The 10,148-nt window shown below is 66.2% G+C and carries 8 protein-coding genes; 3 read left to right on the forward strand and 5 right to left on the reverse strand.

Features of this window, described 5'->3' with window-relative positions:
* Positions 1–78: 78 nt before the first annotated feature.
* From AC3FNH_RS32145 to AC3FNH_RS32160, 4 genes are all read right to left on the reverse strand, one after another.
* Positions 79–1,263 (reverse strand): monovalent cation:proton antiporter-2 (CPA2) family protein, encoded by a 1,185-nt coding sequence (locus AC3FNH_RS32145; protein ID WP_488722953.1) that lies wholly within the window; start codon positions 1,261–1,263, stop codon positions 79–81.
* Positions 1,264–1,390: 127 nt separating this feature from the next.
* The gene (locus tag AC3FNH_RS32150) at positions 1,391–2,635 is read right to left on the reverse strand and encodes a complex I 51 kDa subunit family protein (RefSeq protein WP_488722954.1); all 1,245 of its coding nucleotides are present in this window, start codon (positions 2,633–2,635) and stop codon (positions 1,391–1,393) included.
* 19 nt (positions 2,636–2,654) lie between these two features.
* Positions 2,655–4,304 (reverse strand): FAD-binding protein, encoded by a 1,650-nt coding sequence (locus AC3FNH_RS32155; RefSeq protein ID WP_488722955.1) that lies wholly within the window; start codon positions 4,302–4,304, stop codon positions 2,655–2,657.
* 12 nt (positions 4,305–4,316) lie between these two features.
* A complete protein-coding gene (locus AC3FNH_RS32160) occupies positions 4,317–4,955 on the reverse strand; it encodes a 2Fe-2S iron-sulfur cluster-binding protein (protein ID WP_276103228.1) in 639 nt (212 codons plus the stop codon).
* Positions 4,956–5,231: 276 nt separating this feature from the next.
* Here AC3FNH_RS32160 and AC3FNH_RS32165 point away from each other — a divergent pair, with 276 nt between their 5' ends.
* The 3 genes from AC3FNH_RS32165 to AC3FNH_RS32175 all read left to right on the forward strand — a co-directional run bounded on the left by AC3FNH_RS32165 (position 5,232) and on the right by AC3FNH_RS32175 (position 9,367).
* Entirely contained in the window at positions 5,232–6,131 is a 900-nt protein-coding gene (locus AC3FNH_RS32165; RefSeq protein ID WP_276101519.1) for a DUF2950 domain-containing protein, read from the forward strand.
* The gene (locus AC3FNH_RS32170) at positions 6,128–7,267 is read left to right on the forward strand and encodes a DUF3300 domain-containing protein (RefSeq protein WP_488722956.1); all 1,140 of its coding nucleotides are present in this window, start codon (positions 6,128–6,130) and stop codon (positions 7,265–7,267) included. The genes AC3FNH_RS32165 and AC3FNH_RS32170 overlap by 4 nt, the downstream gene beginning before the upstream one ends.
* Positions 7,268–7,435: 168 nt before the next feature.
* Positions 7,436–9,367: a PAS domain-containing hybrid sensor histidine kinase/response regulator gene (locus tag AC3FNH_RS32175; protein ID WP_488722957.1), complete on the forward strand. Its 1,932-nt coding sequence runs from the start codon at positions 7,436–7,438 to the stop codon at positions 9,365–9,367.
* Positions 9,368–9,409: 42 nt separating this feature from the next.
* Here AC3FNH_RS32175 and AC3FNH_RS32180 read toward each other — a convergent pair whose 3' ends face one another.
* Complete coding sequence (locus AC3FNH_RS32180; protein ID WP_488722958.1) at positions 9,410–9,808, reverse strand: DUF1801 domain-containing protein; 399 nt, start codon at positions 9,806–9,808, stop codon at positions 9,410–9,412.
* Between the last annotated feature and the right edge of the window lie 340 nt (positions 9,809–10,148).

Raw genomic sequence — 10,148 nt, forward strand, 5'->3', positions numbered from 1 at the left:
CGCCCGTGCCGACATTTGAATTGAGCTGGCGGGACGACCTTTCAAAACCGGCTGGACAATCGCGTGAGGTAGCGGACCTCAGGGCTTCTCCGCCGCCCCGTGCTCCTCGCCCAGCTTCCGTCGCACCATGCCACGCTGGGCCATTAACAGGAGCGGCGTGGCAGCCATGGACAGCGCGACCACAGCGGTCACGATCGACATTTGCTCTCCATTTACCAGGCGGGCTTCCTCGGCCGCAGCCATGACTACAAACGCGAACTCGCCGCCTTGGGAAATCAGGATCGCGAAATACAAACGTTCCCGCTGCGGCACCTGGAACCGCTTTGCCAGGTACAGCAATGCCCCCAGCTTGGTACCCACGAGCAGGAAGACCAGCACCGCGACCAGCAGCGGATTTCTTGCCAGCACGCCAAAGTCGATGGACATGCCAACCGCCATGAAGAACAAGCCCAGCAGCACGCCTTTGAATGGCGCGATATCCGCCTCGATTTCCTCGCGACAATCGGAACCGGCCAGCAGCACGCCGGCCAGGAACGCGCCAAGCGACATCGACAGGTGCACGCTGTGCATGAGCAGCGCAATGCCAATCACCCAGAGCAGCGCGAATACCGTCAGCGTGTCCCGGGTGCCGCTCTTTTTGATGAAAGGCAGCAGATAGCGCAACGCGAAGCTGCCGGCAATGATCACGGCGGCGAGCATGGCCAATGCCTTCAGGGCAAGGCTCCAGCCCTCGTTCGCACTGTGGGCATCCGGTATCGGGGACAGCAGCGGCAACAGCGCGATCATCGGAATCGCGGCGATGTCCTGGAACAGCAAGATGCCGAAGCTAGTCTGGCCAAGGCGCGTATGCATCAGGCCCTGTTGCTCCAGGATCGCGATGACCATCGCCGTGGACGACAGGGACAGCGCAAATCCGGCGGCAATGCCAACGCGCCAGTTCACGCCGAAGCCGATGAATGCAGCCGCCAGCAGCGCCGCGCACAGCGCCACCTGCATCCCGCCGTAGCCGAAAATGGACTGGCGCATCTTCCATAGCTTGCGAACATCCATTTCGATACCGATGACAAACATCATCAGTACGATACCGAGTTCGGAGACATGGAAGACCGGGTCGACCTCTTCGACCAGGCCGAGCACGGAAGGCCCTATCGCCACGCCGGCTACCAGATAGCCCAGCACGGAGCCGAACCCCAGTCTGACCGAGATCGGCACGGCGACGAGGGCGGCTGCAAGGAATAGCACGGCGTCGACGAGGAGATTCATGATCCGCGCATCGCTTCGTGTCCGATGATTCGCGAATTCTAGACGCTATTGCCGTGGCGCAACAGGGCGCCCGCCGTGGGATGTCGCCGCTTCGCCACCCTGCTCCCGCATCGGATGCTTTCCCACGCTAAGCCATCAGTAACGCCTCGTACTCTTCCCGGAACTGGTGGAGCGAGCTGTCCACCACCGTCACGGCGCCGTCGATCAGGCCGCAGCGCCCGCTGCCGGGCAGGATACGGCACAGGTTCTCCAGCGCTTCCAGGTCTGCGCGCACGCCGCGACCCGTATCGATCCGGTTGAGCACTCGCATCATCTGGAAGGTCCCGCCCTTGCATGGCGGGCACTGGCCACACGAACCCTGCGCGAAAAAGCCTACATATTCAGCCACCTTGCGCACGATGCTGGTGCCTTCCGAGACGACGATCATGGCCCCGGTCCCCAGGCGCGAGTGCCGCTGCCGGACCGAGTCGAAATCCAGCGCCACGTCCAGGTCACGCTTGGTCAGCAAGGTATTGGACGGGCCGCCCGTGAACACCGCCTTGAACTCCTTGCCCTGGAGCATCCCGCCGCCATGCCGGAACACCAGTGTCTCCAGGCTGGTCCCCATCGGCAGTTCATACAAGCCAGGCCGCAGGACGTCGCCCGAGAGCGAGTACAGCTTGGTGCCCGCGGCATTGCCGATTCCCAGGTCCCGGTACCACTGCGCCCCGTGGCGCAGGATGCCCGGCACATGGGCCAGCGTCTCGGTGTTGTTCACGACCGTCGGCGCGCCGTGCACGCCGTGCTGGGCTGGGAAAGGCGGCTTGCGGCGCGGGAACGGGAATCCGCCCTCGACGCTTGCGATCACCGCGGTTTCCTCGCCGCCGATATACAGGCCCGAACTCGGCACCACGCTGAGCGATACCGGTCTGCCAACCACTCGGGCAAGCTCGGCGAACAGTGCATGCGCCTGCCACTGCTGCACCGCTTCCCGCGCCATCGCGAGCGACAGCGGCTGGTGCGGATTGACGTACAGCACCACATGGTTGGCCCCGGTCGCGGCCGCGGCGACCAGCGCGCCCTCGATCACCTGGTGCGGCGTGTGCTCCAGCAGGAACCGGTCCTTGAACGTGCCCGGCTCGTCCTCGTTGCCGTTGCAGATGATGTATTTGTCGGCATCCGCCGCGGCGGCCACCGGCGCCCATTTGCGATGCGTGGCAAAGCCCGCGCCGCCCATGCCGCGCAGGTCCGCCTGCTCGATGATGGCGAGGATGGCACCTGGATCGCGCAGCGCCGTGGCCAGGCCTTCTCCGCCGCCGCACGCAAGCCAGGCGTCCAGGTTGGCGCCGACCCGGATGTCCGGCTTGAGGAGAACCTGATTCAAGGTATCCATCGCGCGGTCCATGGACCGTTCACCGCATCCCGCCGACCGCCCGGCCACGGGCGCCAGCGTTCAGCCCGGCATCGACGCGCACGTCGAAATGCGCATACCCCGGGAAGAGCTGGGGCGCCTTGACGTGCAGCGGCAGCCCGGCCAGCGTCAGTTCGCGCTGCCACGCATGCACATGGCCGATGCCTGCACGCGCAGCCATCAGGCCTCCCCGCTCCTGCGCCGCGCTGGCGCCGGCCCGCCTGCCCATGCTCAGGATGTCCAGCAGCGCGTTTCCCATCAGCCGGTTGCGGCCATGGATGCCGCCCGTGACTTCGCCAACGCAGTACAGGCCCGGCACGCTGGTCGCGCCACTCTTGTCGATGGCGACGCCACCATTCTGGTAGTGCAAGGTCGGGTAGACCAGGAACGGCTCCTGAGCAGCATCCTGGCCGCATTTGCTGGCGAGATGGCGCAGCGTGACGAGCCGCTTGGCAAGGATGCCGGGGTTTTCCATTTCCAGCGTCGGGGTATCGAGGAACACCCCGACCTGTGCGCCGCGGACAATGCCGCGCCCCTGCGCGCATTCGCGCAGGATGGCCGATGCCACCACGTCACGCGGCTTCAGTTCGTCGACGAAGCGCTCGCCCTCGCCGTTGAGCAGCCTGGCGCCGGCCGACCGCGCCGCTTCCGAGATCAGGCCGCCGGCAAGATGCGGCGGGTAGGCGATGCCGGTCGGGTGGTACTGGAACGAATCGAGTTCGCGCAGGCGCGCTCCGAGCCGGTAGGCGAGCACCAGTCCGTCGGCCGTGGCGCCGTAATGGTTCGAGGTCGGGAACGCGTTCAGGTGCAGCCGCCCTGCCCCGCCCGTGGCCAGGATCACGGCGCGCGCGCGCACCAGCACGAACGTGCGCCATTCGAGGTTGTAGATCACGGCCCCGGCGCAGCGGCCGCGCTCGTCGGACAGCAGCTCGACCACCGGGCAGCGGTTCCACACCGCCACGCCAGCCTGCATGTCGACCGCCTCGCGCAGTACGCGCATCATCTCCAGGCCCGTGTAGTCCCGGTACGAAAGGATGCGCGCGGCGGAGGCGCCGCCCGGCTTCTTGCGCATCAGGTTGCCGCCGAAAGGCCTGTCCTCTTCCTGGTCGAACATCATGCCCAGCCGGATCAGCCAGCGGATCACGTCGGGGCCATCCATCACCATCTGCGCGACCAGCTCCGGGTCGCCGCGGAAGTGCCCGGCGCGCAAGGTGTCCTCGAAATGCAGCTGCGGGCTGTCGTCCTCGCCTATGGCCGCCTGGATGCCCCCTTCTGCCATCACGGTATTGCTGTCGCCAAGGCGCAGCTTGGTGGCAAGGATCACCTGCGCGCCCTGTCCGGCTGCGGTGAGCGCGGCTGCGCACCCGCCACCGCCGCCGCCAATGACCAGCACATCGGTAGAGACCAGCTGCGCGCCGGCCATGTCGACGTCGTCGATCAGCGCATTGGCCTGCAGGCTGCGCGCGAGATCCGGCTGGCACGGGTCGCCGCGGTTGACGCCGACCACCAGCGGCACGCGCGCATTGGGCCCGTGGTCGGGGTGGTAGCCCTTGAGCAACTCGTCAACGGAGGTATCGTCGCTGCGTACCTTTGGCGCCAAGCCGGGGCGGTAACGGCTGAGCGCGTCTTCGTAAGGAATGCCGGCTGGCATGATCGTGCCCCTTCAGACCGGTGGCCGCGCCCCTGGCGCGTCAAAGTCGATTGCCATCTCGCCGCTTTCGATCTGCTGCAATCGCAGCATGAGGTTGGCCGGGCGCAGCGTCTGCGCCGCGATCATGCGCCGCACGAACAGGCCGAGATGGTTGGGGCGGATATGCTCGGGACAGGCCAGCGTGCACAGGTTGCACATGACGCATTCGTCGAAGACATGGCTCGCCGCGGTCAGCCTGCCTTCCACCGCGCTGCGCACGCCCTCCTGCACTTCCAGGCCCTTCGGGCAAGCGCGGTCGCAGCCGCTGCAGTGCCGGCAATGCGCTGCCTCCGGAAACACGTTGGCGATGGTGCGCAGGGCGTCCCAGCTGTCGCCGGTCTCCTCCATGCGGTAGACGTGCCGTTCCGATTCCGTGAAGTAATCCAGGAAGGCAACCTGCATGCCGTCCTCGACCAGCGTTTCGCAGGCCAGCGCAGTCTTCACGTCCGGCTCGCCGCTGCGGCGCACCATGACGCGGCACGACCCGCATACTCCCTGGCCCATGCAGCCGACGCCTTCCACCAGCGTTTCGCCGGCATGCACGAACGCCTGCAGGATGGAGCAATTGGCGGGCGCCTCGACGGGGCGTCCTTCGATGCTCAAGCGTACCAGTCCCATTGTTTGCCCCGGTCGCAGGCGCCGCCGGCGCCATACTGGCGTTTCCGCCGAAAAGGTCATATAAACCTTAGCACAGTGAAGGTTTTGCAAAGGGAGCGTCGCATGCGTGCTGACTGGAAGCCTTTTGCCCCGGTGCTTGCGGCGGTCGTGCTGGCGCTCATTCCGGCACCGGAAGGTCTTGCCCAGCACACCTGGTTCAGCTGATCGGCGTGCCGCTGCTATTGTGAGACGGCAACCGCCGGCTCCGTATTCGCAACCATTGGGTGAACCATGAAAAGACAGGCGGGAAACCTGAGTCAATCCATCGCCGCACTGGGCTGCGCCTGCCTGCTCGGCCTCACTGCGACAACTGCCGTCGCGGCGCAGTACTTCGACACGCCCGACGCCGCCATGAACGCCTTCGGCCAGGCGGTCCGCGACAATGACGAAGCCGCGATGAAAAGCATGCTGGGGGCCAACTACCGCGACATCATCCCGCCGGTAGGCGCGGGTGTCCGGGACCGCTTCGCCAGTGCCTGGGCGGTCTCGCACAGCGTCCAGCAATCCGGCAAGCGCGCGGTCATCGCCGTGGGCAAGGATGGCTGGACCTTGCCCGTGCCGCTGGTCAGGTCCGCCAAGGGATGGCAGTTCGATACACAGGCCGGCGCCCGCGAAATGCGCGTGCGCCGCATCGGCCGGAACGAACTCGCCGTGATCCAGACCATGCAGGCCATTTGCGACGCGCAGGACGAGTACGCCCAGACCACCCACGATGACGAGAAGCGGATGGTCTATGCCAGCACGCTCGCGAGTTCACCCGGCAGGCATGACGGGCTCTATTGGCCGACCGGCCCGCAGGAGCCGCCTAGCCCGCTTGGCCCCGCCTTCCGCGACGCCGGCGAGCGCAATGCCAGCAAGGAGGGCTATCACGGCTACCAGTACAAACTGCTGACCGGGCAAGGGCCGCACAGTGACGGCGGCGCGTTGAACTACATGGTCGACGGCAGGCTGTTCGGCGGCTTCGCTGTCATCGCATGGCCGGTGAGCTACGGCGACACCGGCGTGATGAGTTTCATCGTCAACCACAAGGGACAGGTCTACCAGCGCGACCTTGGGCCCGACAGCGCCCGCAAGGCCGCTGCCACGCAGACCTTCGACCCGGCGCCCGGCTGGAAAAAGGTGTCGCCATGAAGCCGCGCGTCCTCACCACAGCGTGTTGCGCCGTGCTGTTGCTGGCGGCATGCCAGACTGCCGGGCCGCCTGCGGCCGGGCAGGCGCCCGCGATGCCTGGCGCGGCGACGCCGCAGGCACAGCGAGAGCCCGCGCCCTACAAGGCGGAGGAGATCGAGGCCATGGTCGCGCCGATCGCGCTCTACCCCGATCCCCTGCTCTCCCAGGTCCTGATGGCATCGACCTATCCGCTGGAAGTCACCCTCGCCGCGCGCTGGCTCAAGGCGCATCCGGATCTCAAGGGCGACGCGGCAATCAAGGCGGTACAGGGCGAATCATGGGATGTCAGCGTGAAGTCGCTGGTGGCGTTCCCGCAGATCCTGGAGCCCATGAGCGACAAGCTCGACTGGACCCAGAAGCTGGGCGATGCCTTTCTGGCCCAGCAGAAGGACGTATTCGATGCGATACAGCGCCTGCGCGTGCGCGCCCGGCAGGCTGGCCACCTGGAGTCGGGGCCGCAGCAGACCGTGACCGTGGAATCAGCTGGCGCAGCCGGCGCACCGCAGACCATCGTGCGCATCGAACCAGCCAATCCGGACGTGGTTTACGTGCCGGTGTACGACCCGGCGATCGTCTACGGCGGCTGGGGCTATGCGGGCTACCCATACTACTACTGGCCGCCCTATGGCGCCTATTACCCCGGAAGCGCGGTCGGCAGCGGCATCGCATTTGGCATCGGCCTGGCCGCGGCCGCCGCGATCTTCGGCAACTGCGACTGGAACAACGGCGGCGTCCATGTGGAGCACCACAAGGCCAGGAACATCGACCGCAACTTCGACGCCAGCAAATTGCAGGGCGACCGCTGGCAGCATGACGCGCGGCACCGTCAGGGGGTTGCCTACCGCGACAATGCCACGCGCGAGAAGTTTGGCCGCAGCAACGCCGGCGCCGCGGGCCGCGACGGCTTTCGCGGGCGCGACGCGGCCGGTGGCCGCGACAACGGCTTCCAGGGCGTGGGCGGTGGCGGCAGTGCTGTACAGCGCGACGTCAATCGCGGGCGATCCAGCCTCGGGTCGGGTTCAGGCCGGGGTGGGGGCTTTAGTGGCGGCGCGCGTGGCGGCGGGTTTGGCGGACGGGGTGGCGGCGGGCGGCGGTAGCCGGCGCGGGGGCCTGCCAGCGAGCTTTCACAGGCGAGCGATCTTGGCATCACCCGCCCCTCGCATCCTGAACCGCCTCGCCGTGGAACGCGCATTGTAGGATCGCACCCGACAGCAGACCGCCGCGCTTTCGGTCACTATGGCGAGAGTTCCAACCGCGTCCCCGCCATGTCGGCATCCGGCCCCGCCAGCCCCACCCCCGGCCCCACCCCCAGCCCCGCGCCTGAACGGCACGATATCTTCCGTACGCTCGTCGAGACGATTTCCGACTACGCAATCTTCCTGCTCGATACGGACGGCACGGTCATGAGCTGGAACCGCGGTGCGCAGCGCATCGAGGGGTATGAGGCGGGTGAGATCATTGGCTCGCATTTCTCGCGCTTCTATACCGAGGAAGCGATCGCCCGCGGCTGGCCGCGCAAGGAACTGGAGCTGGCCAGGCGGCATGGCCACCTGGAAGACGAAGGCTGGCGCGTCCGCAAGGACGGCACCCGGTTCTGGGCCGACGACCTGATCACCGCCTTGCACAACGAAGCAGGCGAAGTCATCGGCTTTGCCAAGATCACGCGGGACATGACCGAGCAGATGAAAAGCGCGGCAAAACTGCGGGAAAGCGACGAGACGTTCCGCTTGCTGGTGCTGAACGTCAAGGACTATGCGATTTTCATGCTCGATCCGCATGGCCATGTCGTGAGCTGGAATGCCGGCGCCGCGCAGATAAAGGGCTACCGGAGCAGCGAAATCGTGGGCCGGCACTTTTCCGCGTTCTATCTGCCCGAGGATATCGCGGCCGGCAAGCCGGAACGGCTGATCCAGATAGCCCGCGAGCACGGCAGCGTGCAGGACGAAGGATGGCGTGTCCGCAAGGACGGCTCCCTGTTCTGGGCCAGTGTCACGCTCACGGCAATCCACGACGAGCATCGGCAGTTGCGCGGCTTCGCCAAGGTGACCCGCGACATGAGCGAGCGCAAGAAGCTCGAAGAGGTCGAAGCTTCCGCGCAGCGCATGAAGGAATTCCTTGCAACCCTGGCCCACGAACTGCGCAACCCGCTGGCGCCCATGTACAGCGCCACCTCCATCATGGAGCGGGAGCCCGGCAACGAGGCGCTGGTCAGGGCGAATCTCGGTATCGTGGCTCGCCAGCTCAGGCACCTCACGCGGCTCGTGGACGATCTGCTGGACGTCGGGCGCATCGCAGCCGGAAAGCTGGACCTGCGCCGGTCGGTGATTTCCATCCGCGAGGTCATCGCGGCCGCCATCGAGGCCAGCATGCCGGAACTCGACGCGAGGTTGCAGCGCATCGACATGCAGCCTGGGAACCCGGACTTCCACGTCTTTGGCGATCTCACGCGCCTGGCGCAAGTGCTGCAGAACCTGCTGATCAACGCTTCCAAGTTTTCGCCGGAAGGGACGACGATCACGCTGCGCTGCCGCGTCAATGGCCGCATCGGACAGATTTCCATTGCCGACCAGGGCTGTGGCATTGCTCGGGAAGCCCTGTCCGACGTGTTCAACCTTTTCGTGCAGGGCAGCCAGCCGGGCACGACAAGCACCGGCGGGCTCGGCATCGGATTGTCGCTTTGCCGGTCGATCATCGAACTGCACGAAGGATCGATCACAGCGTCGAGCCAGGGCATCGGCCTGGGCAGCACCTTCCGCGTCAGGCTGCCGGTCGTCACCGAGTCGCACGCCCCGGCGCCGCCCCTGCTGGCCAGTTCCCGCGAGGGACTCAACCTCCTGATCGTCGACGACAACAGCGATGCCGCCGACAGCATGGGCCTGCTGCTCCAGATGACTGGCCACGCTGTCAGGGTTGCCTACGATGGCGTCACGGCACTGCGCAGCGTGGAAGACTTCACGCCGGATGTTGCGCTCATTGACCTGGCCATGCCCGACATGGACGGCTTTGAGCTGGTGCGCGAGCTTCGCGACTATGCCCACCTGCACCACACCCGCTTCTATGCCCTGACGGGCTTTGGCGAGCCCGGGATCAGGGAAGAAGCGGCCCGGGCCGGCTTTGACGGGCATATCGTCAAGCCGGTCGATATCGACGCGCTGACCGAGATTCTGCGGAACGCCGGCAGCGGTCCTGCCAGGTGACGCCGGAGGGAACCGTTTGCCTGGTTCGCCGCGGCTCCAGGTTCAGCGCCGCGGCTTCGACCGGTTCAGCGCCACGGCGGCCTGGATCAGCGCCCGCAGCGCCTTCTCGTCGACGTCCTCGCCCTCGTGGATATCGATCGCGCGCCGGGTATTTCCTTCCAGGCTCGAGTTGAAGACTTTCGAAGGGTCGGGCAGCGACGCCCCTTTGGCAAAGGTCATCTTCACGACGTTCTTGTATGTCTCTCCGGTGCACAGTATGCCGTCGTGCGACCACACCGGAACCCCCCGCCACTTCCACTCTTCCACCACGTCCGGATCCGCGGCCCGGATCAGCGCGCGGATGCGGCCCAGCATTTCGCCGCGCCAGTCGCCAAGCTCGCGGATTCTCTCGTCGATCAGCTGGGAAGGAGACTTGCCGTCCTGCACCTCGGTGTTCTTCATGCCCGCGCTCCTGAAGCCAAGGCGGACATTCTAGCTTTCTCCAGGCCACCGGTCGGCTGCATCCGGCGCCGGGTGTCGGCGCGCTGCAGACAGGCGCTTCGGCATGTGTTTGCCGCCGCCAGACACGCCACGGCGGGAACAGCCCGCGGGAGAGCCAGGGTACGTATAGATTTTTCCTTTAATTTCAATGACTTGATTAGGCGGCGCGGGGCTGGAACGAGAGCTGGCACACCCCATGCGTATATGACTGCGAGCGCAACACCCGATGCTCTCTAAACCAAACCAGACCAGCACCCCAAGGAGTTACATCATGTCCCTCACCATCCAGAACCTGCCCGTC

Source organism: Cupriavidus sp. 22TCCZM01-5, from assembly GCF_057798915.1.

Coding starts and splice junctions, on each gene's coding strand:
- AC3FNH_RS32150 (WP_488722954.1), bottom strand. CDS start 2,635: ATGGATACCTTGAATCAGGTTCTCCTCAAGCCGGACATCCGGGTCGGC.
- AC3FNH_RS32175 (WP_488722957.1), top strand. CDS start 7,436: ATGTCGGCATCCGGCCCCGCCAGCCCCACCCCCGGCCCCACCCCCAGC.
- AC3FNH_RS32155 (WP_488722955.1), bottom strand. CDS start 4,304: ATGCCAGCCGGCATTCCTTACGAAGACGCGCTCAGCCGTTACCGCCCC.
- AC3FNH_RS32170 (WP_488722956.1), top strand. CDS start 6,128: ATGAAGCCGCGCGTCCTCACCACAGCGTGTTGCGCCGTGCTGTTGCTG.
- AC3FNH_RS32180 (WP_488722958.1), bottom strand. CDS start 9,808: ATGAAGAACACCGAGGTGCAGGACGGCAAGTCTCCTTCCCAGCTGATC.
- AC3FNH_RS32145 (WP_488722953.1), bottom strand. CDS start 1,263: ATGAATCTCCTCGTCGACGCCGTGCTATTCCTTGCAGCCGCCCTCGTC.
- AC3FNH_RS32165 (WP_276101519.1), top strand. CDS start 5,232: ATGAAAAGACAGGCGGGAAACCTGAGTCAATCCATCGCCGCACTGGGC.